This is a genomic window from Flavobacterium cupreum, assembly GCF_003996965.1.
In the GTDB taxonomy this organism is placed as follows: domain Bacteria; phylum Bacteroidota; class Bacteroidia; order Flavobacteriales; family Flavobacteriaceae; genus Flavobacterium; species Flavobacterium cupreum.
Genome location: NZ_QWDM01000015.1, coordinates 86,748 through 110,538, shown reverse-complemented (window position 1 = coordinate 110,538; position 23,791 = coordinate 86,748). Strand labels below are relative to the sequence as shown.

Sequence of the window (23,791 nt, the reverse complement as noted above, 5' to 3'; positions counted from 1 at the left end):
TTTTAAGGATTAATATTTTGTAATAAAAAAGCCCTCGATATCGAGAGCCTTTAGAACTTGTATTCGCAGAAGTTCGAATCATAAATTCCGAGTTCCAGATTTATTTTATTTCGGAGTTTTATTCGTTCGTGTGGAGTTTTTTGTTCTGTATTACGTTTTAGTTCTAATCGTATTTTTGATGCTTTTGATGCAATTTCTATCATATCTGAAGTGGATAGATGCAGAGGCCTATGCCTTTGTAGAGTTTCAATGTAGTCAAAATAATCATTTCCATATCTTTCTATCAAACCCATTCGGTATTTTATCTGATCACCACTTCTATGATGATTACTTTCGAAAGATTGAATATGAATGTTGTGAAGATTTAAAGCCGTAGTTCGATTAGCGCCAACAGAAATGTAATGCCCCCCATTCATCTTTCCAAAATTTCCGGTTGCAATACAAGACTGGCCAAAATCGATAAGTCTCGAAATTTCATTTAGAATTGGCTGCAAATATTTTGCGCGGTATTTATCCGGAGAAAGTATAGCAAATTTTTGAATTGATTTTTCTTTAACTGCTTTTTGTTTATTTTCATTTTGAACTTTAGATTTTGCAGAAATCATTGACTTTTCAAGTTTAATCTTTCCCTGATCGCTGTTCAATAACCAATCCGAATAACAACCGCACATTTTGCCGAGTCCGTAAACCCTATGCTTTGTTTTATGTCCGCAACCAAATCCCTTTGCAATTCCGGTTCCCAAGCAAGCCTTTTCTTTTGGCTCAATCATGATTGCAAACAATTTGATTTTGGAATAGATCCCGGAGCAGCATCTGAACTTAATTTTTTTATTGATTGATCAATTGAGGATCCTATTTCTACAAATGGCTTAAGTGTTTTTCCAATATCGCTCAAAGCTACCGGCATTTGTGTTTCTAAATACTCAATGCCTAATTCCGAAATTTGCTTTTTAATATCAATTAGCTTATTGACTATGATCTGGTTTTTCATTTAAAGTGATTTTTTAAAGGTTTCAAAATCGGACACAAAATCTTTTAGATAGTTAGAGACCGTTATACTTCTACATTTGTTCACAACTGCAGTTAATGGTTTACCCGAATCTAAACGCTCTTGGAAGTTTTTAAGAAGATGTTTCGCTGAATAAGATCCTTTTAGCTTTATCTCTTCTTTTTCCAATGGAATATGTATTTTCAATTGTTCTTGATAAAGTTTCTTTTTTTCTTCGGGACTGATATTAAACTTTCCGGAATTCTCCAACTCCAAAAACAAATGATGAGCATCTTGACAATACCCATTAACTGTAATTTCTTCAAAAACCATTTTTAAAAAATCTTCTTTTAATTTTAGTTTTTCATTTTCTGAAATTTCATTCGTAGGTAATTTTAGAGCTTTCAATTTACCTTTTGCCTTTTGGTAAACTTCGCTATCACTTTTAAAATTCAGATAAGCGGAAATAACTTTACCGGTTGCATTGTTGCTTAATTCAGGATACAAATCAATTTCTTTTCCATTAGAATCTAAAATCTGACGACTTAAAGCCATTTTAAAAGCTAAATAAATTTCACCGGCCGTTATTTTAAAATTTGACGTTGATATAAAAATCAACCAATCTTTAGTCATTTCTTTATTTTTTTCTCTGACTTGCAGCAACCTCATCACATCATCGGCTAAATCCATTTTTTTTTCGGCCGGAAGTTGATCAATAGACACCTGGGATATTTCCATTTGCAACATCATCGGTAAGCTCTTGAATAAGCTTTTCTCTATCGACTGTGGCAGGCTTATACCCCGAATTTGTACTTGATCCTGAATTATTATCTGTTTTTCCATTTTGAGGTGATTTGAAATTTTTATCATTTTTTGCCCAAGTAGAAAGTCTACGCTCTAAATCCCAAGTCTTTTCCATTTCTTGTTTAAATTTTGTTTTGGATTTATTTGGTTCAGTCCAGTATGAATAAAAATCATTTAAAAAATCCTTTCCATAAACTTCTAAATAAGGCTGGAGAGTGGAAGAAAATTTTAATTTTCTGGCATCATACTTTTCTTTTATATCCTTTTCTTTTATATCCTTTTCTTTTCTTTGTGTGTTTACGGGTTCTTTAGTTGGTTCTTTATTTAGTTTACGGATACCTAAACTGTCTAAAAGGATAAGTAAACCATCAAAAGTGATACAGTTATTATTTCTCTTTTTATAAGCATCTTGTACACTGTCGATAAAATCCTGACACCAAATGATGTTATTTTCTTTCCATAAACCAGCGTCAAATTTTCCTAAATCAACAAGGTCATTTATGATTGCTTCTAGCACAACTTTTTGAACTTTGCATTTTGCAGATAAGTACATCATTGTACTTGGTTTGGATAGATTTAAGAAATGATATTCGGTTTTTGCTAATTCTCTAAGTAACTTCACAAAGGTTGCAAACCCATCATTTCCATAAGTCTCTTCAAGGTAGAACATCTTATTTCCCTCCTCACATAGAAAAGGAAAGTAGTCTACACTATTTCTTTCAGGTCTTGCCATATCTCATGTTTTACTTTTTAAACAAATCAAATACACTACTTAAAATACTTGTTGGAACTATATCTTCAGTCCCGGTAATAGCATTTGCAATAGCTTTCTTTTCTTGAATGATATCATATAACCATTGGTCCAAAGTATCTTCTCCTAGCAAATAAGTTGCCCTAACATTACTTGGCTGGCCCATACGGTGGCATCTTGCTTCAGCCTGCTCACAATCGGCTTGTGTCCATGGAAGCTCTACAAATAGTACTTCACTACTGGCTGTTAGAGTTAGACCAACACCGGCCGCCTTATGATTACAAATGATTATTTTGGTATCTGGTTTATTCTGGAAGCTATCGACAGAATTCTGTTTTTGAATAGAATCATCATTTCCGGTAACCGTAACAGCTTTTGGATACAATTGTTTGAGTAGATCAACTATTATTTTATGCTTACAAAAAACTACTATCTTTTGACCAGAATCAACTATTTCATCGATGTATTCCTGAGCTGCTTCAATTTTTCCTTTTGCAGAAATTTGAAGTAACATTGTAATTTTTACAATAGTTTCCGAGCTTACTTTCTTCTTAATTTCTGAATCAGTTAAGTCAGAATTTTTAAGGAAATTGGCAAAATCATCACGAACAATGTCAAACTCTTTTTTGTTTGTCAGCGAACATAAAATTGTCTGACGTGATAATGGCGGAAGATCCTTTAAAACGTCTTCTTTCTTTCTCATGAAATAACAAGACATGTTCATTAAATAATTCAACTCTTTCAAATTTGCAGAACCTTTTCCACCTTCACAATACCTTGCTTTAAATCCATTTTCTCCGCCAAAGTGCCCAAGTTTGAACATAACTGCTAATTGACTGAATAAATCAATCGGTTTATTAACTACCGGTGTTCCTGTCAGAAGAATGATGTATTTTTTTGCCTTTGTAATTTGGATACAAATTTTTGCCTGTATTGAATTAGGATCTTTTAGACGATGGCTTTCATCTACAATTGCAGATTTGAATATCTTTATCCTTTCATCCATTAATATTTGACTGGAGTGCTTTAAATCCTTTTTTCCTGGCATTGATAGAACAAAAAATTTCTTTAATGATTCATAGTTTACAATGAATACATCTGCCATGCCCATTTCATAAAAGCGGTGCCAAGTATCTTTGTTTTTGTCATCAAGAATCATTGCTTTTTTATCGGTCCACATTTCAAATTCACGTTTCCAGTTTATTTTTAAAGCTGATGGACAAATAACAATGCAAGGAAAAGTAAATTCTCCTTGCATTTCTGCTGCGTAAACAGTACCAATACTTTGAAGTGTTTTTCCAAGTCCCGGCTGATCGCCATTTATAAATCTTTTTAATTCTAATCCACGAGCAATACCATCTTCTTGATATGGTCTTGGAATATGTCCGGTAATTGAATTAACAATTCCCAACTTTAATTGCAATTTTGGTAGTTCTGGTATTACATCAACTCTTTCAGGTAAATTATCTTTAATCTGAATTGTAGAAGCTTTGCATTTTTCACCAACTTTATAAACCAGTTCTTTAAAAAGAATGGGAACAACCCAAACCTTCTTCGAATGATTCCATTTTGCAACTGACTTGAATTTTCTCCAAATTATTCTTTGATTATTCTTTAAATGTTCAAACGGAATATTGATTTGATCCGGCTTAACATTAATTACCATTGAAACATCGGTAGGATTGTCAATGTATTGACCAGTTAAAATATTAGTACTCCACTCTGAAATAATACAAATTCCTTTAACCATTTGTGTATTTCGGTCCTTCCATCTTCCAAAATCAATTGAAATATGAAACTCATTTAAAAATTCAACTATTTGCATTACTCGTAGATTATTAGATTAAAATTTTACATTGCAACTTCTTCTTCTTCAAGTTCCATTGCTTGCTGTTTTGGTGGGGCTTGTTTTCCTTCGAGGTATTCGTATACTTCTGATTTAAGATTGTCGATAGCTTCTCTTAATTCGGCCATAAAATAATAATCATTGTAGTCCTCGAACTTTAAAAACGGAGTATTTAAACTCAATACTTTTCCTGATTCTAAACGTTTGGTTCCGGAAATCGTAACTCCTTCGGAATCACCCTGACCACTTATAGTGAAACCATGAGTTTTGTATTTCAATAAAATATGTTCTTCAGGTAGTTCGTCATCCGGATTGTTTAATCTGTCCTGACAATCAGATTCTTTAATTTCTTCACATATAAAAGCAAAGTGAGGAATGAGGGCCGAAAAGGCATTTCTTAAATCATCATGAATTGGTGCATCCGAAGATTCTGATGCGGACTTCTTAGCATTTTTGACGTACTGGTCATATTTATATGCTAAGAATAAACTGTTCTTAATGTTGGCCTGCTTGATATTAATGTTCATGATTTATCTGTATTAATTATTAAATAAAATTCTTTGTATTTCCCTTTCTTATATTCCCATCTAATTGGAACATTCCAGATATCCTTCAAATCCTTAATCCTTCTGCGTAAATCGCCAATTTTGTAATCAATCAATGCTTTTGTAGTCGTCAATCTTTCGCCTCTTAAAAGAGCCTCATATACGATTCTGCACTGGTTGGAAAATATCTCTTTATTTCGTTCGAAATGTTCTTGGTTACTGATCTTATTTTCAATATGAAAAAGATCATCGAAATTGATTTCTTGCTGATTCATAAATATTGTAGATTGTTTTTAACTTGAATTTCTACTTCTCTCATTAAAGCTAAATCTGAAGGTTCTGGAAGATAGATTCCGGCTTCTTTGCTCGCATAATCTCTAAATCGATCAATTGCTAATGACAATTCATCTTTAGTAAGGTCAGCCAAACTTTTATATTCAATTCTTACTTCTCCTGTTTTACGATTAATAAATTCATATTCGAAAATCGAGGAATTTACAAGTTTTTTGAAATACTCAAATTTTATATATTCCAACTGCTCACCGTATTCTATAGCAAACCATGACATGATGAGGTGTGCATATTTAAGTTGTGGATAAGTCTTCGATACTTTTTTGGCTGATAGTTCAAATACTTTATTATGCTTTACAAAATATTTGAACTTTTCAACAGCTCTCTGGACATCGATTGGTTTTTCTGGATTGTAAAGCATAATTATTAAGTTTTAGTCTTGATTTGCTATTTCTTTTAATATTGCTAAAACAGTATCATCATCGCTATAAAAAAGATGAGCATAGCTTGGAATAACGGCAGCACCAGCAATTTCAGTTGAATGTTCTTTTTCAATTCTCATAGCTTCTTCATTTTCGACACAAGCATGACCAGCTAAACAATGAGAAGTTCCACAATGCCAACTATCCATTTTTAAACTCCCTGGTCTTGATACTACAGCAATTGCAATTTTTTTAATTAATGCTTTTTCATCTACTGGATTAATGATCCCTACATTCTCGGCCAATGCTTTCCATGCTGAGGTTTTGATCTCGGAATCCGGACAATATTCAAGGATATAGCTCAGTTCGCTATTGGTCGGGTTCTTCTCGGCCAATGCTTTCCATGCTGAGGTTTTGATCTCGGAATCCGGACACCAACGTAGGATATAGCTCAGTTCGCTATTGGTCGGGTTCTTCTCGGCCAATGCTTTCCCTGCTGAGGTTTTGATCTCGGAATCCGGACAATATTCAAGGATATAGCTCAGTTCGCTATTGGTTTTTTCATTCAAATTTTCTGTATTCATAATTTCGTTTTTATAATTAAAATGGTGTTTTATTAAAATCGATTTGCAATCCTTTGACTGCAGCTGTTACATTCTTTCCAGTTAGTTCAGTTACTTCTTTTACAAATTGTTTTTCGTTTGAATTGCTATCTGACAAATGAATTAGAACAATGTTATTTACTTTTGACAGATCATTAGCGGCCAACATGTCTTTGCAGTTTTCGAGTGAAAAGTGAGATCGTAAAATTCTATCTCTCAAAAACTCTTTGCTGCTACCGGCGCCGAACTTTCTATCAATAATTTCTTTGGAGAAATTTGATTCAATGATGATATTATTTAATTCTGGAAAAGTGTATTTACAATAATTTGTATCGGTTAAGAATAGAACTTTACCACATTCCGGATGTTCGATTAGATATCCTAAAGGTTCAGCGGCATCATGATGAACGTCAAATGCCATTACATTAAAATTTCCAATTTTTACAGATTGTTTAGATGCAATGATTCTGGCTCGATGAATGCTTTTTAGATTAATGGATTCAAAAGTTTTAGCACCGGAATAAGTATTAATACCTAATTCCATTACCTCATTTATTGATTTGCAATGATCCTGATGCTCGTGAGTGACAATACAACCAACAACCTTATGATAATTAAAATCGAGAGCCTTTTTAATATCCAAAATATTTACACCACACTCAATAAGCAACGCTTCATTCTCTGTTTCAAGAATGTAAGCGTTGCCAATACTACCGGTTGAAATGACCTTTAATTTCATTAGAAATCGAGAGTATTACTTTGTACTTTATTTGAAGCATCAGAGACTTCAGTAATTGGAGGTTCTTCGGCGGGGATATCTAACACTTCAGCATCATCAACATCTGAAAAATCAAGATTTTGTTTGTTTGCCTTTTGTCTAACTTCGTGTTGTACGTTTTCGGATGTAACGTCTATTGAAGTTACATCATCCAACGGATCATATAGAACTGAATCATCAGAACTGCTAATCAATAACTTGCAAGCTCTATTTAAAACCGTTTTAACCGCCATCTGGTCAGCAAAGTTCTTATGAGCAGGTGAATTTCCTTTTGATCCTCCTTGTGCCCAAGATGCTTGAATCTGGGTGATACTCATTACTTCAACGTCAACTGATCCATCATTCAATTCAAATACAGCGTATGCTCCTTTTATTTTGTTTGAACCAACACTATCAAGCGTTTGTATGTGCTTAATTACTTTTCTTCGGCCAGTTGTTTGATCAACTTCGAATTCAAAAGTATCACCTTCGAAAATCGCATTTCCTTTGATCCATTTAAGATTTCCGTATCTCTTAGCAATTGCGATGTTCCCAGCGTATGAGATACTACATTCTAATTTTTCCCCGTACGGAATAAAATAACATTGTTTTTTAATCGGTGATACTCCGTAAACAACCATTTTAAGAAGAGCCTCCGCAATGGATGTTTTGTTGCATTTTTCCAAAATGTTATTTTTGGGATCGGAAAGAATAATGTAAGCAGATTTTAATGCATTTTCAGCGTTGTAACCTTTTGGCAAGGTAAGTTCTCCTGATGCTTGAAAAGATTCAATCTTACTTAATACTTGAACTGAAATATCTTTTTTTACATCTGCTACTTGTGTGTTTGGCGTACTCATTTTTATTTTATTTTAAGAGGTTTGAATTTTATTATTTTGTGTAGTGATCCCCTTGATACCATTGAATAAACAACAGTATAAGACATGTTTATAATGACAGATGCTGGTTTAATCTTCATCCCATAGTGATAAACCGATTTCTTTAATCGCGCTAATTCTATCAATTCATCACATGAGGTTATAACATCACCCTTTATGAAATTTTTTGAAATTTGTATATATTCATTCATTACATTTCTATTGTTAATTGATTGCTTTGAAGTTTTGGACACCTCACGATTTTTAAATCGAAAGCCTGTTCTTGAATTTCTTTTTTAGTATTTTGATTATGCGGACAATTGGCCGTACAGTCAAAACTTCCAATTTTAACTCCGACATTCTCTTTACAATTTTCAGTAAGGATCCCGTCGGAGTTTCTTTTGACTATATGGTCAGTCATTATGCTGATTTTAATGTTTCGTCTAATATTAGACCTCCATTATTTTTAACTTTATCAATGAATTTATAATAAGTATCTCTTTCTATTTTGTCTTCAGAAAAAGATAAATCCTCTAAAACTACCAATCTGATCATTTGGCTATCAGTCTGCATAATGTCATGGATAGATTCAGCACCATCAATAAAAATTGGGGCTGATACTTGGTAGAATTTTGAAAGGGTGGAAATGATGTCAATTCCAGCATTGATTTTTGATGCTGTATTAGCATCTGAGAATGGAACTCCGTTTACATAGATTTCGCAAGCAGGATTCTCACCACCGTTAACTTGATCTTCAAACATTTTGAATTTGACAATTTTGAATTTTGAATTAACATTGTCCTCAATGGCGGTCATTTTATCTTTTTCGAATCGCTCGATCAAGAATTGTGTTTTTTCAACACCGGCAATCTCCTGAGCCAGTTTGGTTTCCTCCTCTTTTAATGCGGTAATTCTATCGTTAACCAATTTAATCTGAGACTCGTTACGCAACTTAGTTTTGATATCGTCCATTTCTAAAACAAGATTGTTTCTGTCTGATTTTAGCTGTTCATCATCAACTTTAGGAACTTCCTGAATTGTTTTTGAAACTGTTTCAAGTTCCAATTTATTAGCCTTATAAACTTCATTAGCATCTAATAATTCGTTGTAGATTGCTGTTGCATCAGCCGGCTCATAATTAACGGACTTAGCGCTTTCGGTTTTAATGCTGGATTCGATTGTTAATATTTCAGATTCTAAATTGGAAATAACCGTTTCACCGTTTGTAACTCGTATTTTTAATGCCGATAATTCTGCTTCTAAATTCTCTTTTTGAGTTTTTAACAATCCCCCTTGACGGTTAATTTCGGTAAGCTTGTTACTTTTTTCAGTTTTAAAATTATTAGACATTTCAGTCTTTTTCGTTTCAATATCTGATTCTTCAAAATTTCGTTTACAAGTTGGGCAACAAAATGAATTGTCATCGAAAGAAAGCTCCTTAGCATTTTCAGTGGTCCATTCTTCGCGTTTATTTTGAATTGTGATATCCAGCGTAGATAAATCAGATTCTTTTGCTATAACCAAACCTTTTATCCTAACCAGACTATTATTAGCCGTCAATAAATCAGCTTGTTTTGTTTTTAAAACTGCATTCAAACCATCCAGAACCGAAGTATCTTTTTTGGTTGAATTACTGGCTTTTGTCATTGTCTCAATTTCAATATTTGAGATTTCAGATCTTAAGTTTGAAGCTGATCTTTGGGCCGTTTCGTTAGCTTCAAGAACTGATTGTAATCCTTTAGATTTATCTTGGATGCTCACATCAATAGCAGATAATTGAGTCTCTTTTGCTGCAAGCACATTTTTAAGGGCTGTGAAATCGTAAGCTTCCGGTTTTGTTTTTGATACCTCATCAATTCGCGTTGGAATTTGTTTAAGATCATCTTTTGATTTTTTAACACTGGCTTTTATTTGTTTCAAATAATCTTCCATTGTTTTACCCTGGGTAAGGTTCGCAACCAATGCTTCATATTCCGGATTACCGGAAGCAATTTCTTCATTGGATAATTCCCCGGACATCTGCGTAAGGATCCCGCGGCGATCTTGCCACTTTAAAGAATTAAGAGCATAAGGATTTGTTATCAGTTTGAAAACTGTTTCATCAAGAATACCGTAAACTTTTTGCTGAAACTCTTTTTGCTGCATCGGAACATCATTCCAGTAATAAATCGTTTCATTTCCGGTATATTCTGCAATCTCCTCACCTCTTTTCTTTGTCCACTTCTCTTTGTAAATCTTTTTTAAAGTAACTGAATCACCATCCACTTGCAACATTCCTTCAACTTCATGGTCTTGGCGGTTAAGCGACGTATCAACTGTATTTTTGATGCTAAACTCTTTTTTTTCCTCTGCATTTTTTCCAAAAAGTAGCCATAAAAAGGCATCGTAAATTGTAGATTTTCCGGTACCATTCGCACCAAAAACATCTGTATTATGCTGAAAGTTCACTTTTAATTTAACGATTCCTTTAAAGTTGGTAAGGATCAAACCTTTGATTTCAATTGATTTCATTTTATTTATAATTAAATTATTTTTTTATGTTTTTTGTAATTATTAAGTAGCTCCAGATCTTCTTTAAAAGATTCTATCACAACCTTATCAATTAGATGTGGATTGTCAAGAAACTTTTTATAAAAATTATAAAGCCTCTGTTCGCGATCGAATTTAACGAGTGACATCGTTGAAGTTTTTTAGTTTTTCAGTTTTGAGACTTACAACGTAGTTTTGAAAGTCTTTGTAAAAGCCAACCTTAACCACATCTTTAAAATCCAAAGGATTGTGCCCGTATACCCAGATGACTGTATCATTCCGGTCCACGTACCAGCCCCTTTTTTTGTCAATGGAATAGATTCTATCATCAAAAGAAAGTGCCTGCATCTGGCCAATCATTAAGACCTTATGTTTTGAATCGGCAGCCATAACAAATTTCTTTTTTTGAGAGTATGCCATCGAACAAAACAGAAGTAACATTCCAATAGCTAATTTTTTAAAGGTTCGAATTGTCTCTTCAGAACATATGCGAACTGATCTCTCAATTACATGACCTCGATGATTTCTTCTCTCTGGAATAATATTTCCTTTTTCATCAATCAGTTCCAGAGTATGTAAACCTGATTCACGAACTGTTTTTACTTTTAAAATCAATCCTACTGGAGTTTTAAAAATTTGGTTTTTCTTAATTTCCATAACTAACATTCAAAAGGTGGATAATCGTGATTTTGATGATCTTCAAACATCTCATCAAATTGTGGTACCTGGAACTTCCAAGCTAACCCTAGGATATTTTCAGATTCCAAAGCATCTGAAATAGATTCATCAAATGCTTTTCGCAAGCATTTACCTAAAAGGTGTTTAGTTTTATCATTCGACAATGTTGTATTGCAGAATCTTTGTATTAAATTTGCATTCATAATAAATAGATTAAGGATTTCGAGGTCCGTGATTGAATTATTATAAAAAGCCACTCTGTCAAGTGGCTTTTATTTTTTAAGATATTCAGGCTTTTTTACCCGTTGACCACTTCCAATTAAATTTTTGTATTTTTCAATTTTCTGTGATCTTGTTTGTTTCGGTTCTGGCTTAAGAGGCTTGCTCTCACTTGCTAACCCCTCAGCCATTCCCAGACTATTGAATATTTCATTAGCCTTTTCTAAATGCCCCCGCAGACATTTGTAAGTTTCCAGCGGAATTGTGATTGTTTCTAATGCCATCTGTTTATCTTTTTATAAATCCAGTTTATTACGTTAATAATTCCAAGTGCAATAAGTAGAAGTATGAAAAAGAAAATCATATCTTCTATAGATAAAATCTTAGACATTGGTCAACTCTTCTTTTGGTAAACCAGTGTGCTTTGCGATCACTTCCAAAATGACCGGCAAACTGAATTTTGTAGATTTTCTGGCAGCAGATTGATAAACAGATTGTACTTCAATCTGTAACTGCTTGCTGATTTTGTGTCTTAAAGGAATATCATTTCTGATGATATCGTAAACTTCATCTTTAAGCTTTTTTCTTTTGGTTACTGTTGTGGCCATATAATTTTTAGTTTGCAGTTATTAATCTCCGTTGTATTTACCAATTCCATAATATCCAGCTGCTCCACTGTTATTTGTAACGAATTGATTTCTCCATGGATATGTAATCGTTTCAATCCCTTGCCAAAGCTTTTTAGCTTCCAGTTTTTTCTTCTGTAAGCTTTTTGTTGAAGGAATTTTATTGTAAGCTTTTATTAAAATTTCTCTTTTGGCCATTTTCCATGCTTCAATAAGAGCTTGTGAAAATGTCATTTGGAATTTTCTAAATAAACCCCAAGCTTTAATAAATATTGATTTTTTCATGTTTTTGTCTTTTGAAATTCGCGCCGTTGGTGCTTCGATGCTACGACTTAATCGCAACGGCTATTTTTTTTATTCGATTTTTCTATTTCAGCTTTTTACATAGAGGTTTTCGTAAACCCATCAGCTTTATTCTTACATTTTTTCGTATTCAGTATTTCAAAGAACTTTTTTAGTACATTTGCATTCGTCATTTGTACAGAGCAAATATAATCACAATATTGTGATTTACAAATAAAAAACAATAAATAATCACAATATTGCGATTATTTATATCGATTTTAAATAACAATATTGGAAATGAATGCACAAGACATAGTTAAAACCCGTAAAAAACAAGGGTTAACGCAAGATGAGTTAGCGGGAATATTAGGTGTAAGTAAAAATACAATCTATAACTGGGAGAACGGAAGCAAAATACCAGCATCAAAAATCACAATATTGACAAAATGGGCCAAAGATTCACTTATAAATCACAATATTAAAACAGATAGTAAATCACAAAAGTTTAAAAGTGATGTTGAATTATCAAACACCGATGATGAAATTGAGATTTTCACGAATAAAAACGGTATTAAATTTTACGAATATCCAGATGGATCAACAAAAATTGAAGTGATTAAAGTACCTTTTGATGCATATGCCTCTTATTTAGAAGCATATAACGATGATGAAAAATTACATTCTGAATTTAGTACCGCAACTTTTACTGTGGATAAAGTTGCTAAGGGAAACTATCTTGCATTTAATATAAAAAACAATAGTATGAATGGTGGAGGAATAGATGATACTCCAAGTGGAGCTGAAGTTTTAGCACGTGAAATTGGCAGGCACTTATGGTGCAACGGATTCCATAAAAACAAATATGGATTTATATTAATGACCAAAAATGCAATATATCACAAAGACATTGGAGATTGTAATAACGAAACTGGCCTACTTACTTTACATTCCAGAAATAAAAGTGATGATCCCTTCGAAATTCACATGAATGATATCTATAGAATATTTAATGTAATTAAGAGAACATTTTAAATAGAAGATAGATACGGAAATCCATAATAAATAATAATCCGGATTGATTAAGTTCGGCGAAAACAATAAAACCATGAAAAAAATTACTTTTTTAATTCTTCTTTTAGCTGCAAATTATATAAGCGCTCAAAACTGTAAATACAAACGAAATGAAGTTGATGAATTTACAAAAAACAAAATTCTTGAAACTAAAGAAGATATTTTTACAATTTCCGGAATGGGTCTCGGTTTTTCTTGTGGTTATGCCTTGCTCAAAATAAATGATGTTCGATATTTAAAACTACATGTTATGTCTCCTTCCATTTTTACATTAAGATCTGAACATGAAATAATGTTTAAAACAGATTCTGAGAATACAATTAACTTGCAATTCATAGATACACAAATAGCAACAGGGACCTATAATACAACCTTAAAATCTACACATTGGGGAGCTTTTACGGCAATTCCTATTTCAGACGAAATTTATCAGCGATTACTTAACGAAAAAATTTCAAAACTCCGTATTTACACAACTGACGGTTATAGAGATGATGATGTAAGTGAAAAACGTGATAAAAAGTTCAAGGAACTTTTAAAATGCATTGAATAATATGAAAAAAATAAGCACTATCATCATAATAATTGTTTTTTTATTCTCATGTAATAAAGAAAAAAATATTAAAACAAAAAGAACAAAAGAGGATATGATACTTGAATTTTGTAAATCAGATATTCATACAAATTCTATTACTCCATCGACTATAAAATACGATTCAACATTAACAAATGTTGCTATAATTCCTAAAAATACCAAATATTACAACAAACTTTTAAATGAGATTTATGAATCATATGGTTCTAAACAAATCTTAGATACAATTTCAAAAAAATGGTCCGTATCATTGTATTATGATTCAGAAAATAAATATGGAGCTAATATTAGAAATAATGTTTATTACATAATTAAAGAAAATACAAAATATCATCAGGATACAATTTTTAACCCACAATTCATTGTTCTGTTGAAAAGAGATCAAAACAAATTTCATGAATATTTAGGCGTTGAGTAAAAATGCAAAGTACTGATCAAAGAATTCTGCGTTTAATTGAAGTTTTGATTTTACAGAATAAAGTCAATCGCGAGATAGACTTTTGCAGGGATATCGGCATCCTGCCGCAAACCGTTTCCAAAATAAGAAAAGGCATTAACCACTTTACAGTTTCACACATAGAAACAATATGTATAAAATATAACGTCAATGCAAATTGGCTTTTCGGGCGTGATAAAAAAGTGTTTAATATGTCCGGAAGTATTGAAATAGAAGACTTTTTGCAGTGAACAAAAAAGTGAACAAAAACGAATATTAATCAATTTTAATTTGTTTGTGAAGTCAATGAAATCAGTCAATTAAAAAGCGAAAAAGATATAACAGAGTTTCCCTCTTTCTCCGCCAGTAGAAGTTTCAAAAGAAACTTTAAAAGTCAAAAGCCTTTAAACATCACTGTTTAAAGGCTTTTTTTATTTTGGCAAAAAAGAAAACCTGCAAATCTGCAGGCTTTCTTTTTTATATTATTGCCAATTTTGTATTGTTCCCAGGTATCCAGTGCGTACTGGTTTGTAAAGTAGGTTTCCTTAATAACTTTGTGCTGCCAGGGGAGGTGATTTTACTTCACTTACTATCTGACCATCAAATAAATTAATTACTCTGTGTGCATAGTGAGAATCCCTGTCGGAGTGTGTTACCATTACAATAGTGGCTCCTTCCTGGTTTAGTTCCGTTAGTAAATTCATCACTTCAATTCCATTTTTAGAATCCAGGTTACCTGTCGGCTCATCGGCTAAAATTAGTTTAGGTTTTGTAATGACCGCTCTCGAAATAGCCACACGCTGTTGCTGCCCTCCGGACAATTGCTTTGGAAAATGGCTTTCCCTGTGAGCAATTTTCATTCTTTTAAGCACTTCCCTAACTCTTTCTTTACGTTCACTTTTACTTATATTAAGATAAATCAAAGGCAATTCTACATTTTCAAAAACCGTAAGTTCCTCAATTAAATTAAAACTTTGAAATACAAATCCTAAGTTTCCTTTTCTCAAAGTCGTACGTTCACTTTCTTCAAAATGCCCAACTTCAATATCACTAAATTTATAGCTTCCACTTGTAGGATTGTCCAGCATCCCTACAATGTTCAGCAATGTTGATTTTCCGCAACCTGATGGCCCCATGATAGCGATGAACTCTCCCTGCGCCACATTAAGGCTAATATCGTTTAATGCTAAAGTTTCAATATCTTCTGTTCTAAAACTCTTTTTTAAATTTTTAATTTTTATCATTTCTATATGTTTTTAATATTTATATGTAATTTATCCTGTTAATAAATGTATTGTTTTTTTGAATACTAATTTAATATTATTTTGTCAACTTCCTTAAAACCCTCGTAACCAGAAATTATGACATTTTCTCCAGCATTAAGACCTCCTAAAATTTCATAGTATTTTGAATTTTGTCTTCCTATGCGAACTGGTCTCTTTGATGCCTCAGCTGTCTTGCTATTCACCACAAAAACCCATTGCCCTCCGGTGCTGTTAAAGAAACTTCCTTTTGGTAATAAAATCCCGTTTTTGGATTCTCCTAATTGTAATTTAATGTTATAACCCTGTCCCGTTCTTATATTTTCAGGTTTTCCCCCTACAAAAACAAGGTCAACTTTAAATTTCCCATCACGAACTTCCGGATATACTTTTTGTATTCTTAAAGGATACTCTGTATTATTTCGTTGTAAGCTTGCTGCTAAATCATTTTTTACACGATCGATATAATGTTCATCAATTGTTGCTTCAATTTTATAGTTCGTCAGGACATTTATTTGTCCAATACGGTCACCCGGGCTAATATTCTGCCCCACTTCAGCATTCAGCAGACCAAGCTGCCCGTCTGCGATAGCTTTTACGTTCAAATGATCTAATCGCTGATACACCATGGTTAATATTTTTTTCATGCGCACCAGATCCGCATCCAGGCTTCTAAAAGAAGTATTTCTTAACCTGCTGTCACTATCTGCTTGTGTTTTATTAATGACATATTGCTCTTTCGTAAGATTATATTTTTCTTTTGACAGTAAATATTCCTCTTTAGAGATCAGCTTTTCTTTGTACAAAGCATCGCTCTGTTCGTAATTTCTTTTCAGTTTTTGCAGATCATACTGAGAGTTAACAAGATCCTTCTGGTCGCTTAACTGCCTTGTATCAAAAGCCAGTTTTGTTGATCTCAGGTCATTTTGTTTTAAGGCCAGGTTACTTTCACTTGTCAGAATCTGCTCATATAGATCTAAGTTTTCTAATCTTAAAATAACATCACCTTTTTTAACCATAGTACCTTCTTCTATGAGTTTTTCCTTTACCCTTCCTCCTTCATATGCATCCAGATAGATGGTTGAAATTGGGGCAATATTGCCGTTAATGGTAATATAATCATCAAACTTTCCTTGCGTTACCTGAGCTATCGATACTTTATTTTTATCGATGTCATACGTACCCAGTGAGGCACTCAAAAATACCTTAAATACTACACCAATCAATACGACAGCCAGTACTATGTAACCAATGTGCTTTAATGTCAAGCCTTTTTTCTTTTCAATTCGAATATCCATGTTAATTATTTCTTATAATGTTAAAAATTGGTAGTCCTTTATAAAAATCCAGTGTTTTTCTATTTACTTTTAGTTTAATCTTTACTTGCAAATTTTCATTCATCGAGTTAGCATAAAGCGTTTTAGCCTGATATAATTCTATCTCATTTATCAATCCCAACTCATACTTTCTCTGCTCTGTTTTAAATGCCAGTTCCCTTGTTGCGATCTTTTGATTACTTTGTTCAAATTCTTTTTCAAAAGCTTTCTGATTTTGTACTAATTCCTGAATCAGCCTGTATAGTTCCTGTTTTTGAATGTTCAGATTATTATTGGCTCTTTCAAATTCTATCTTTTTTTGCTTAATTGTTGATCGTGCTAACCAACCGTTAAACACCGGAATTTTTAATGAAAAACCTACCTGCTGCGCTGCGTTATTATTTATTTGTGTCTTAAATGGAATAGTCTTTCCATTATCATCAAAAGATGTTTCATAATACCCCGTGCCATAAGCTCCAAATAAGCTTAGTGTAGGATATAAAGTCCCCCTGGCTATTGCTATATTTTTTGTTGCTGCCTGGGTTTTGAATTCTTCCGATTTTATCAGGGGAAGAAAACCTTTTGCTGTATTAAATATTGTTTCATTGTCTTTTATGGCGGAATCATCATCAATCTGGTCCAGCTCATTTAATGGATCTTTCAATACTATTTCAGTTATATTCGTGAGATTCATTTCCTGAATCAATTTCAACTGCGCGATTCCTAAGCTGTTCTCATGCTGGGTAAGCAATAATTTATCAGAGATCAGGGTAGATTCTGCTACGTATAAATCAGAATCTGCTTTTACGCCCAATTCTATTTTTCGTTTTACAAGATCATAATTGGTTTGTGAAATTTCCAGTTGCTCTTTCGTTATCACTACTAATCCCTGATAAAAATAAATATCATAAAAAGCTGCCATCACCCTGAAGGCTAAAAGATATTTTTGTTGTAATACATCCTGTTCAGCCGATTTTTGCATTAATTTTGACAATCGAATTGTATTTATTTTCTGAAAGCCTTTAAAGAGTTCCACTGAAGATTGTATTCTGTATTCATTGGTAAAAAAGCTCGTTGTTGTAATATTATTATTGATCGGATCGATAGAACGTCCATAGAGCGTTGTATAGCCCAAAACTCCTTCAACTCCCGGCAATAAACTTCTAATGGACTGGGCGTAGGTTTCCTTGTTTGCCTGTAATGTGTACTCATAATCATTTAGTCTGAGGTTGTGCTCAATTGCATAATCTATACATTCATTCAAAGACCAGGATTGCTGAGCAAATGCTGATTTTGAAATCAGGAAGAATATAATTGCAGCTTTAATATTAATTTTCATATATTAGTTATTTATAATAAGAATCTAAACTATTCTTTTCTACTGTTCCCGTTAATCCAAAGGCTGTGCCGGAAATTTATATACCTCATAATCAGCAACATACAACTACCCGTCAAAGAATACTTTTTTCAAGTGTCAAATTTTTAGACAGACACTGTCGAATAACTTAACAAGTAAATCAGAATTCGCTTATTATTTTTATATTTGTTATGAGGAACAAAACACTTTTAGTTCTGATTTTATACTAAAAAACTCTCAAACAGACCTTTTATGATTGATGGAAAGATTTTGATAATTGATGATAATAAGAGTGTCTTAAGTGCATTGGAAATTCTTTTGCAATTTGAGTATAAACACATTGAAACACTTTCTAACCCCAATCAAATACCATCTTTTAAAAATTTAGATCATTTTGATATTGTTTTGCTGGACATGAACTTTTTAGCCGGGGTTAATACAGGTAATGAAGGGCTGTATTGGTTAAAAGAGATCAAAAAGAAGGCACCTGACATTTCTGTTATCATGATTACCTCTTATGGGGCGATTGATCTGGCCGTAGATGCTTTAAAAGCCGGCGCTTCTGATTTTATACTGAAACCCTGGAATAATGATAAACTTTTAGCGACCCTAAAATCGGCTTATGTACTGAAAAAATCCTTAAAAGGCCCAAATAAGTCAAAGGGAAATGAAGCTGCACTAAAGGAAATCAGTAATCCCGATGAAAACTTTATTGTGGGCAATTCTAAAGCATTACTCGCTCTTCTTAGCCTTACCCAAAAAGTAGCAAAGACGGATGTTAGTGTTTTAATAACAGGCGAAAACGGGACCGGAAAAGAGGTAATTGCCCGTGAACTGCATAAGCTATCCAGCAGGAAAAATGAAGTATTTATTTCGGTAGATATGGGCTCCATTTCTGAATCTCTTTTTGAAAGTGAGCTTTTTGGCCACACCAAAGGGTCTTTTACAGATGCGAAGCAAGACAGGATCGGTAAATTTGAAGCCGCAAACGGAGGTACTTTGTTTCTGGATGAAATCGGAAATTTATCCCTGCAATTACAGGCAAAGTTACTTTCTGTTATACAAAACAGGGTTATTGTCAGGGTGGGTGCCAATACCCCGATACCGGTTGACATTCGCTTGGTTTGTGCGACTAATTGCAGCCTGCACCAGATGGTAGCTGATGGCGTTTTTCGGGAGGATTTACTTTACAGAATCAATACTATTCATCTTGAAGTTCCTTCACTGCGGGATCGTGAAAAAGACATTTTGCTTCTGGCTGATTTTTATTTAAATAAAATGTCCTCTAAATATGGGAAAGAGGATATGAAAATTAATACTGCTGCCCAGGAAAAATTAATGGCGTACTCCTGGCCAGGCAATGTCAGGGAATTGCAGCATACTATTGAAAGGGCTATAATTTTATCTGAAAGTAATGTTTTAAAACCAGACGATTTTTTATTAGTAAGCAAATCTACCACGGCTACCGATGTTACTGAGCCCAATACGCTGGACGAAATGGAACTGATGATGATCAACAGGGTCTTACATGAAAACAATAGTAATTATAGTGCAGCCGCCAGCCAACTCGGTGTTTCGAGGCAAACCCTGTACAATAAGATAAAGAAGGGAAAGAGTAATGGTTAGCATAAGATTTTATCTGTATATCGTATTACGGGTTGTTCTTATTACCCTGTCCTCTCTTGGTTTTGCATTCTGTTTTGACAGGGAATTTTATTTATTTTCTTGTCTGTTTCTTCTTCTTTTAGTGGTTCAGGTCTTATTATTTATCCGATATATTAATTATACGAACCGGAAACTCTCTAATTTTTTAAACGGGATAGAAAATGAAGATTTTACCCTGCACTTTCCCGAAGAAGATCTTATAAAACCATTTAAAAGCCTCAACCAAAGTCTTAATAAAGTAAATGGCCTGATTCATGAACTGCATTTGAAAAAACAGGCTCAGGAGCAATTTTATCATGAGATTCTGAAACAGGCCAATATTGGAATTTTTGCGTATAATGAAAGTGGCCACATCATTTATTCGAATCCTACCGTAGAAACTTTGCTTAATTACAGACCTTTAAATCACATTAAGCAACTGAGACAGATTGATGAAAAATTATATTCACTTTTTGATAACTTAAAACCTTTCGAACAGAAACTTTTTCAATTAACAAACGAGAGGGAGAAGAAACAACTTTCAATAAAGTCCAGTACAATTAGTATCAATAAAGAAAATCTTTTTTTGGTTACTATTCAGGATATCAACAAGGAACTGGATGAGAAAGAAGCGGATTCATGGATAAAACTTATCAAGGTTTTAACACATGAAATCATGAATTCAATCGCACCTATAACCTCAATTTCAGAATCTATTTTAAAGTATTATAAAATCCAGAATAAATTAATCTCCATTGGCGAAATAGAAGAAATACATATCATAAATACAGCTAAAGGACTAGAAATTATCGGCGAACAAGGTGATAATCTGATGAGTTTTGTGAGATCTTACCGGACTCTGTTAAGTGTTCCTGCGCCCGAGAAAGAAATCGTTCATGCTAAAACGCTTCTTGATAATTTATTTCTACTGATAAATCCAAACAGCCCTGATATTAAAATAGATATTGAAATATTTCCTGAAAACTTAGCATTCTTTATTGACAAAAAGCAAATCACCCAGGTATTGATAAATCTGGGTAAAAATGCGCTCCAGTCCCTGAACAATCAGGAAAACGGTATTATAAAAATTTCTGCGGGTATAGACAGCTCCGATAAAAAATTCATTATTGTTGCTGATAATGGTCCTGGAATAACTCCGGAGATCCTGGAAGAAGTTTTTGTTCCTTTCTTTACTACAAAAAATACAGGAACCGGTATTGGCTTAAGTCTTTCCAAACAAATTATGCGTTTACACGAGGGCACCATTAAAGTACATTCTATTCCGAATACAGAAACAAGTTTTATTCTGAATTTTTTAAATAACTGATTTCATAGCGAAGAATGCTATTGCTATTACGGCTAGAGGTTATCTAAAGAATTATATTGAAGTGTATAGTCTTCGATTTTTTTTGAAGAGGCAAGGTGCATTTCATACTCCTTATCGATGTCAATCTTAAGCAGAAAATAAAATTCATTTTCTACTTCTACTGTTGTTTTTGTTGCATCAATAGTATGTAAGGGAATTTGCAATCCTCTTCCATCGGCTTTGATTACTGCTTCTTTACGGGTCCAGTATTTATAAAAATGCTGATCACTGGTAATATCATTTTTCTCCAGTGGTGTAAAAACAGAACTGTAATCTTCCCTATTAATCGTTTTTATTTTTTCAATATCGATTCCAATTTTCTCTTTTTCATCAGTACTTATCACACATACTACATAGTCTTCAGAATGAGATATATTAAAGCTGAAGGAGTCATAAGAGAAATAAGGTTTCCCATATTCGTTTTTCTTCATGAATGCCAAAGAATCCTGGTATCCTAATTTAAGCATGCCTTCCTTTAGCAATAATTTCCCATACAGGAAGGAATGTGCATCCTGCCAGCGCCTGAATTTTTCGATTTTTTCCTGCATCTCATCGGGAAGTGATGAAACTGCTTTTCTATATTTATCGGGAGTTAATTGCCTGCAAAAAGTATAATAAACTATTGTCATAAAAGCGAAGTAAATTATTAAACTTATAGTTAATGTATAGAGGCAGAATCTTTATTGAAAATAAATGCCCTGCCTCTTACTTTTTTAACGGAAGTCTTACCATTCCTCTAAAGTACTTTATTTTTTTAACGCAATACCTTTAGAGATAAATCATTTTTACAAAATTAAAATGATTCTTTTTTTATTGCATGCACCATTCAAGCACCGCTTTTGCGCTATGTGCTTTGTTTTCTGCCTGCTCGAAAACGATGCTTCTTTCTCCGTCAATTACTTCGGCTTCCACTTCTTCTCCTCTATGGGCAGGAAGGTCATGCATGAAGATTGCGTTTGGATATTTTGACATCAGTTCCTGTGTAATAGCAAAAGGTTCGAATACTTCTCTCCAGTTGACATCTAATTTCACTGTTCCGGTGGTTTGCCAGCGTGTTGTATAAATAACATCTGCATTTCCCGGAAGGAATTTGAGGTCATGATATTCATTGATAACGGTGTTTTTTGCTGCTCCCTGCTGTTTTGCATACTGCAAAATTTGAGGGTCAATCTGATAATTTGGCGGTGTAAAAAAACTAATTTTTACATTTGAAAATTTAGCAAGTGCCAAAGCTAAAGCCACAGCTGTATTGTTTCCTTCGCCCAGGTAAATAATCTCAAGGCCGGAGATTTCTCCGAAATAACGTTTCAGTGTTGTTAAATCAGCCAGAGCCTGGGTAGGATGTTCGTCCTCAGTCATGGCATTTACAATAGACATTCTTTTCTGATTGGCAAAAGTTCTCAGTAAATCCGGGGATCCTCCGGTTCTGACCACTAAACCATCCAGCATCTGGGAAAGTACCTGCAAAGTGTCACTCATGTTTTCACCGGTATTGATCTGTAAATCATTTGGACCGTAAGAAATAATCTGTGCACCAAGCCTAAGTGCGGCTGTAGAAAAAGAGGTTCTCGTTCTGGTAGACGTCTTTGTAAAGTATATTCCTACTATCTTTCCTTTTAACTGATGACCAAGTTCAACTGTACCGTTGGCATATTCGACACCTCTATTGATTATTTCAAGTGTTTCGTGTTCTGACAAATCTACGAGAGAGATGACGTGTTTTCTTTCTTCTGTTGTTGTGATATAACTCATTTTATGCTGTTTTTTTTTAGTAATATGATAGTTGCTATTAGATTAAAAATTCGAGATTCTGCTGTACTAAACTGGCGTTGATAATTTTAAGAACGGCTTCTTTTTGATTCAGCAGGAAAAAATGTCCGCCTTCAATATAATATATCGAACATTTTTTTGTGGTATGTGCTTTCCATTTCACGGCTGTTTCCCTTGAAATCCCTTCAGTTTCCCCTATTAAAACTGAAATATTTGTTTTTAAGGGAATGATTTCCGGTCTGATCACCATTGTTTCGGCTATAGCAAAATCACTTCGCAGCAAGGGAATAAATATTTTACTTAGTTCAGGGTGCTGAAAAATTTCAGGGGGCGTTACTCCCAAAGCTAATACTTTTTCCTGAAATTCTGCCGGTCCCATTAGTGACCACAATTCCCTGACCCTTTGCACATCGGGAGGATACCTTCCCGAAAAAAATGCGTGTACAGGTGGCCTCATGCCAAGGGATTTAATTTTCTGAAGCACCTCATAGCCGAGGGAAGCCCCCATGCTATGTCCGAAAATAGCATAATCGCATTCAGAAATATCTCCGGATATCTGATTGAAAATGTCATTTACGGCCTCATCTAAATTCGCATAACAATCTTCGGCTATACGAACTCCTCTTCCGGCAAGTTCAATCGGACATAATTCGATATTATTGGCTAATCCGGATCCCCAACTTCGATACATGCTTGATGCTCCCCCGGCATATGGCAAGCAAAAGAGTTTTATTTTTTCTGTCATTGTATACT

The 23,791-nt window shown here is 33.6% G+C and carries 28 protein-coding genes; 5 read left to right on the top strand and 23 right to left on the bottom strand.

What is annotated here, in order from left to right; all coding sequences use genetic code 11:
• Positions 1-50: 50 nt before the first annotated feature.
• The 17 genes from D0817_RS19810 to D0817_RS19730 form a co-directional block, all read right to left on the bottom strand.
• Complete coding sequence (locus D0817_RS19810) at positions 51-770, bottom strand: recombination protein NinG (RefSeq protein ID WP_127340099.1); 720 nt, start codon at positions 768-770, stop codon at positions 51-53.
• On the bottom strand, positions 767-991 hold the full coding sequence (locus tag D0817_RS19805; RefSeq protein WP_127340098.1) for a hypothetical protein: 225 nt from the start codon (positions 989-991) through the stop codon (positions 767-769). The genes D0817_RS19810 and D0817_RS19805 overlap by 4 nt, the downstream gene beginning before the upstream one ends.
• A gap of 709 nt (positions 992-1,700) precedes the next feature.
• Positions 1,701-2,525, bottom strand: coding sequence for a DUF4373 domain-containing protein (locus tag D0817_RS19800; RefSeq protein WP_127340097.1), 825 nt, complete (start codon positions 2,523-2,525; stop codon positions 1,701-1,703).
• Between the two features lie 10 nt (positions 2,526-2,535).
• Entirely contained in the window at positions 2,536-4,368 is a 1,833-nt protein-coding gene (locus tag D0817_RS19795; protein WP_127340096.1) for a DEAD/DEAH box helicase, read from the bottom strand.
• A gap of 26 nt (positions 4,369-4,394) precedes the next feature.
• On the bottom strand, positions 4,395-4,916 hold the full coding sequence (locus D0817_RS19790; RefSeq protein ID WP_127340095.1) for a hypothetical protein: 522 nt from the start codon (positions 4,914-4,916) through the stop codon (positions 4,395-4,397).
• On the bottom strand, positions 4,913-5,209 hold the full coding sequence (locus tag D0817_RS19785) for a helix-turn-helix domain-containing protein (RefSeq protein WP_127340094.1): 297 nt from the start codon (positions 5,207-5,209) through the stop codon (positions 4,913-4,915). Before D0817_RS19785 ends, D0817_RS19790 begins: the two co-directional genes overlap by 4 nt.
• The gene (locus D0817_RS19780) at positions 5,206-5,646 is read right to left on the bottom strand and encodes a hypothetical protein (RefSeq protein WP_127340093.1); all 441 of its coding nucleotides are present in this window, start codon (positions 5,644-5,646) and stop codon (positions 5,206-5,208) included. Before D0817_RS19780 ends, D0817_RS19785 begins: the two co-directional genes overlap by 4 nt.
• Before the next feature lie 12 nt (positions 5,647-5,658).
• The gene (locus tag D0817_RS19775; RefSeq protein WP_127340092.1) at positions 5,659-6,231 is read right to left on the bottom strand and encodes a hypothetical protein; all 573 of its coding nucleotides are present in this window, start codon (positions 6,229-6,231) and stop codon (positions 5,659-5,661) included.
• 16 nt (positions 6,232-6,247) lie between these two features.
• Positions 6,248-6,988 (bottom strand): MBL fold metallo-hydrolase, encoded by a 741-nt coding sequence (locus D0817_RS19770; RefSeq protein ID WP_127340091.1) that lies wholly within the window; start codon positions 6,986-6,988, stop codon positions 6,248-6,250.
• A complete protein-coding gene (locus tag D0817_RS19765) occupies positions 6,988-7,866 on the bottom strand; it encodes a recombinase RecT (RefSeq protein WP_127340090.1) in 879 nt (292 codons plus the stop codon). Before D0817_RS19765 ends, D0817_RS19770 begins: the two co-directional genes overlap by 1 nt.
• A gap of 229 nt (positions 7,867-8,095) precedes the next feature.
• A complete protein-coding gene (locus D0817_RS19760) occupies positions 8,096-8,305 on the bottom strand; it encodes a hypothetical protein (protein ID WP_127340089.1) in 210 nt (69 codons plus the stop codon).
• Positions 8,305-10,395, bottom strand: coding sequence for an AAA family ATPase (locus D0817_RS19755; RefSeq protein WP_127340088.1), 2,091 nt, complete (start codon positions 10,393-10,395; stop codon positions 8,305-8,307). The genes D0817_RS19760 and D0817_RS19755 overlap by 1 nt, the downstream gene beginning before the upstream one ends.
• Before the next feature lie 153 nt (positions 10,396-10,548).
• The gene (locus D0817_RS19750) at positions 10,549-11,070 is read right to left on the bottom strand and encodes a hypothetical protein (protein WP_127340087.1); all 522 of its coding nucleotides are present in this window, start codon (positions 11,068-11,070) and stop codon (positions 10,549-10,551) included.
• A 2-nt stretch (positions 11,071-11,072) separates the two neighbouring features.
• Positions 11,073-11,294 carry a hypothetical protein gene (locus tag D0817_RS19745; protein WP_127340086.1) on the bottom strand — a complete coding sequence of 74 codons (222 nt, stop codon included), beginning with the start codon at positions 11,292-11,294 and terminating at the stop codon, positions 11,073-11,075.
• 69 nt (positions 11,295-11,363) lie between these two features.
• Positions 11,364-11,594 carry a hypothetical protein gene (locus tag D0817_RS19740; protein ID WP_127340085.1) on the bottom strand — a complete coding sequence of 77 codons (231 nt, stop codon included), beginning with the start codon at positions 11,592-11,594 and terminating at the stop codon, positions 11,364-11,366.
• A gap of 99 nt (positions 11,595-11,693) precedes the next feature.
• Positions 11,694-11,918: a hypothetical protein gene (locus D0817_RS19735; RefSeq protein ID WP_127340084.1), complete on the bottom strand. Its 225-nt coding sequence runs from the start codon at positions 11,916-11,918 to the stop codon at positions 11,694-11,696.
• Positions 11,919-11,939: 21 nt separating this feature from the next.
• The gene (locus D0817_RS19730; RefSeq protein WP_127340083.1) at positions 11,940-12,221 is read right to left on the bottom strand and encodes a hypothetical protein; all 282 of its coding nucleotides are present in this window, start codon (positions 12,219-12,221) and stop codon (positions 11,940-11,942) included.
• Positions 12,222-12,518: 297 nt separating this feature from the next.
• Here D0817_RS19730 and D0817_RS19725 point away from each other — a divergent pair, with 297 nt between their 5' ends.
• From D0817_RS19725 to D0817_RS19715, 3 genes are all read left to right on the top strand, one after another.
• Positions 12,519-13,253 (top strand): helix-turn-helix domain-containing protein, encoded by a 735-nt coding sequence (locus D0817_RS19725; protein ID WP_127340082.1) that lies wholly within the window; start codon positions 12,519-12,521, stop codon positions 13,251-13,253.
• 73 nt (positions 13,254-13,326) lie between these two features.
• Positions 13,327-13,845 (top strand): hypothetical protein, encoded by a 519-nt coding sequence (locus D0817_RS19720; protein WP_127340081.1) that lies wholly within the window; start codon positions 13,327-13,329, stop codon positions 13,843-13,845.
• A gap of 1 nt (position 13,846) precedes the next feature.
• Positions 13,847-14,305 (top strand): hypothetical protein, encoded by a 459-nt coding sequence (locus D0817_RS19715; protein WP_127340080.1) that lies wholly within the window; start codon positions 13,847-13,849, stop codon positions 14,303-14,305.
• Positions 14,306-14,868: 563 nt separating this feature from the next.
• On the opposite strand, the gene D0817_RS19710 is transcribed toward D0817_RS19715, so the two are convergent.
• The 3 genes from D0817_RS19710 to D0817_RS19700 form a co-directional block, all read right to left on the bottom strand.
• Positions 14,869-15,567, bottom strand: a complete 699-nt coding sequence (locus D0817_RS19710) for an ABC transporter ATP-binding protein (RefSeq protein WP_127340079.1) — start codon at positions 15,565-15,567, stop codon at positions 14,869-14,871.
• 65 nt (positions 15,568-15,632) lie between these two features.
• On the bottom strand, positions 15,633-16,883 hold the full coding sequence (locus D0817_RS19705; RefSeq protein ID WP_127340078.1) for an efflux RND transporter periplasmic adaptor subunit: 1,251 nt from the start codon (positions 16,881-16,883) through the stop codon (positions 15,633-15,635).
• Position 16,884: 1 nt separating this feature from the next.
• Positions 16,885-18,240, bottom strand: a complete 1,356-nt coding sequence (locus tag D0817_RS19700) for a TolC family protein (RefSeq protein WP_127340077.1) — start codon at positions 18,238-18,240, stop codon at positions 16,885-16,887.
• Positions 18,241-18,510: 270 nt separating this feature from the next.
• Here D0817_RS19700 and D0817_RS19695 point away from each other — a divergent pair, with 270 nt between their 5' ends.
• Positions 18,511-19,884 carry a sigma-54-dependent transcriptional regulator gene (locus D0817_RS19695; protein WP_127340076.1) on the top strand — a complete coding sequence of 458 codons (1,374 nt, stop codon included), beginning with the start codon at positions 18,511-18,513 and terminating at the stop codon, positions 19,882-19,884.
• Complete coding sequence (locus D0817_RS19690; RefSeq protein ID WP_127340075.1) at positions 19,877-21,229, top strand: sensor histidine kinase; 1,353 nt, start codon at positions 19,877-19,879, stop codon at positions 21,227-21,229. Before D0817_RS19695 ends, D0817_RS19690 begins: the two co-directional genes overlap by 8 nt.
• Before the next feature lie 32 nt (positions 21,230-21,261).
• On the opposite strand, the gene D0817_RS19685 is transcribed toward D0817_RS19690, so the two are convergent.
• The 3 genes from D0817_RS19685 to D0817_RS19675 form a co-directional block, all read right to left on the bottom strand.
• Positions 21,262-21,897: a 4'-phosphopantetheinyl transferase family protein gene (locus D0817_RS19685; protein ID WP_127340074.1), complete on the bottom strand. Its 636-nt coding sequence runs from the start codon at positions 21,895-21,897 to the stop codon at positions 21,262-21,264.
• 181 nt (positions 21,898-22,078) lie between these two features.
• Complete coding sequence (locus tag D0817_RS19680; protein ID WP_127340073.1) at positions 22,079-23,020, bottom strand: ornithine carbamoyltransferase; 942 nt, start codon at positions 23,018-23,020, stop codon at positions 22,079-22,081.
• A gap of 37 nt (positions 23,021-23,057) precedes the next feature.
• Positions 23,058-23,783 carry a thioesterase II family protein gene (locus tag D0817_RS19675; RefSeq protein WP_127340072.1) on the bottom strand — a complete coding sequence of 242 codons (726 nt, stop codon included), beginning with the start codon at positions 23,781-23,783 and terminating at the stop codon, positions 23,058-23,060.
• Between the last annotated feature and the right edge of the window lie 8 nt (positions 23,784-23,791).

Coding starts and splice junctions, on each gene's coding strand:
- D0817_RS19810 (WP_127340099.1), bottom strand. CDS start 770: ATGATTGAGCCAAAAGAAAAGGCTTGCTTGGGAACCGGAATTGCAAAG.
- D0817_RS19805 (WP_127340098.1), bottom strand. CDS start 991: ATGAAAAACCAGATCATAGTCAATAAGCTAATTGATATTAAAAAGCAA.
- D0817_RS19800 (WP_127340097.1), bottom strand. CDS start 2,525: ATGGCAAGACCTGAAAGAAATAGTGTAGACTACTTTCCTTTTCTATGT.
- D0817_RS19795 (WP_127340096.1), bottom strand. CDS start 4,368: ATGCAAATAGTTGAATTTTTAAATGAGTTTCATATTTCAATTGATTTT.
- D0817_RS19790 (WP_127340095.1), bottom strand. CDS start 4,916: ATGAACATTAATATCAAGCAGGCCAACATTAAGAACAGTTTATTCTTA.
- D0817_RS19785 (WP_127340094.1), bottom strand. CDS start 5,209: ATGAATCAGCAAGAAATCAATTTCGATGATCTTTTTCATATTGAAAAT.
- D0817_RS19780 (WP_127340093.1), bottom strand. CDS start 5,646: ATGCTTTACAATCCAGAAAAACCAATCGATGTCCAGAGAGCTGTTGAA.
- D0817_RS19775 (WP_127340092.1), bottom strand. CDS start 6,231: ATGAATACAGAAAATTTGAATGAAAAAACCAATAGCGAACTGAGCTAT.
- D0817_RS19770 (WP_127340091.1), bottom strand. CDS start 6,988: ATGAAATTAAAGGTCATTTCAACCGGTAGTATTGGCAACGCTTACATT.
- D0817_RS19765 (WP_127340090.1), bottom strand. CDS start 7,866: ATGAGTACGCCAAACACACAAGTAGCAGATGTAAAAAAAGATATTTCA.
- D0817_RS19760 (WP_127340089.1), bottom strand. CDS start 8,305: ATGACTGACCATATAGTCAAAAGAAACTCCGACGGGATCCTTACTGAA.
- D0817_RS19755 (WP_127340088.1), bottom strand. CDS start 10,395: ATGAAATCAATTGAAATCAAAGGTTTGATCCTTACCAACTTTAAAGGA.
- D0817_RS19750 (WP_127340087.1), bottom strand. CDS start 11,070: ATGGAAATTAAGAAAAACCAAATTTTTAAAACTCCAGTAGGATTGATT.
- D0817_RS19745 (WP_127340086.1), bottom strand. CDS start 11,294: ATGAATGCAAATTTAATACAAAGATTCTGCAATACAACATTGTCGAAT.
- D0817_RS19740 (WP_127340085.1), bottom strand. CDS start 11,594: ATGGCATTAGAAACAATCACAATTCCGCTGGAAACTTACAAATGTCTG.
- D0817_RS19735 (WP_127340084.1), bottom strand. CDS start 11,918: ATGGCCACAACAGTAACCAAAAGAAAAAAGCTTAAAGATGAAGTTTAC.
- D0817_RS19730 (WP_127340083.1), bottom strand. CDS start 12,221: ATGAAAAAATCAATATTTATTAAAGCTTGGGGTTTATTTAGAAAATTC.
- D0817_RS19725 (WP_127340082.1), top strand. CDS start 12,519: ATGAATGCACAAGACATAGTTAAAACCCGTAAAAAACAAGGGTTAACG.
- D0817_RS19720 (WP_127340081.1), top strand. CDS start 13,327: ATGAAAAAAATTACTTTTTTAATTCTTCTTTTAGCTGCAAATTATATA.
- D0817_RS19715 (WP_127340080.1), top strand. CDS start 13,847: ATGAAAAAAATAAGCACTATCATCATAATAATTGTTTTTTTATTCTCA.
- D0817_RS19710 (WP_127340079.1), bottom strand. CDS start 15,567: ATGATAAAAATTAAAAATTTAAAAAAGAGTTTTAGAACAGAAGATATT.
- D0817_RS19705 (WP_127340078.1), bottom strand. CDS start 16,883: ATGGATATTCGAATTGAAAAGAAAAAAGGCTTGACATTAAAGCACATT.
- D0817_RS19700 (WP_127340077.1), bottom strand. CDS start 18,240: ATGAAAATTAATATTAAAGCTGCAATTATATTCTTCCTGATTTCAAAA.
- D0817_RS19695 (WP_127340076.1), top strand. CDS start 18,511: ATGATTGATGGAAAGATTTTGATAATTGATGATAATAAGAGTGTCTTA.
- D0817_RS19690 (WP_127340075.1), top strand. CDS start 19,877: ATGGTTAGCATAAGATTTTATCTGTATATCGTATTACGGGTTGTTCTT.
- D0817_RS19685 (WP_127340074.1), bottom strand. CDS start 21,897: ATGACAATAGTTTATTATACTTTTTGCAGGCAATTAACTCCCGATAAA.
- D0817_RS19680 (WP_127340073.1), bottom strand. CDS start 23,020: ATGAGTTATATCACAACAACAGAAGAAAGAAAACACGTCATCTCTCTC.
- D0817_RS19675 (WP_127340072.1), bottom strand. CDS start 23,783: ATGACAGAAAAAATAAAACTCTTTTGCTTGCCATATGCCGGGGGAGCA.